This is a genomic window from Neisseria sp. P0009.S007 (assembly GCF_051962515.1).
In genome coordinates this window covers 1-232 of record NZ_JBQCVF010001322.1, presented here as the reverse complement: position 1 = coordinate 232, position 232 = coordinate 1, and the positions used below count along the sequence as shown (strand labels likewise).

The window sequence follows — 232 nt, the reverse complement described above, 5'->3', positions numbered from 1 at the left end:
GGCGAAAGCCTGACGTAGCGACACCGCGTGAACGAAGAAGCCTCTTGGGGTGTAAAGTTCTGTCAGCTGGAACGAAAAAAATGACGGTACCAGCAGAGGAAGCATCGGCTAACTACGTGCCAGCAGCCGCGGTAAGACGTAGGATGCAAGCGTTGTCCGGATTTATTGGGCGTAAAGAGTTCGTAGGTGGTTTGTTAAGTTTGGTGTTAAAGATTGGGGCTCAACCCTGAAA

Annotated in this window: 1 rRNA gene; it reads left to right on the top strand. The window is 50.9% G+C overall.

Features of this window, described 5'->3' with window-relative positions:
- Positions 1-232 (top strand): 16S ribosomal RNA (locus tag ACTHS3_RS18775); the annotation flags it as partial.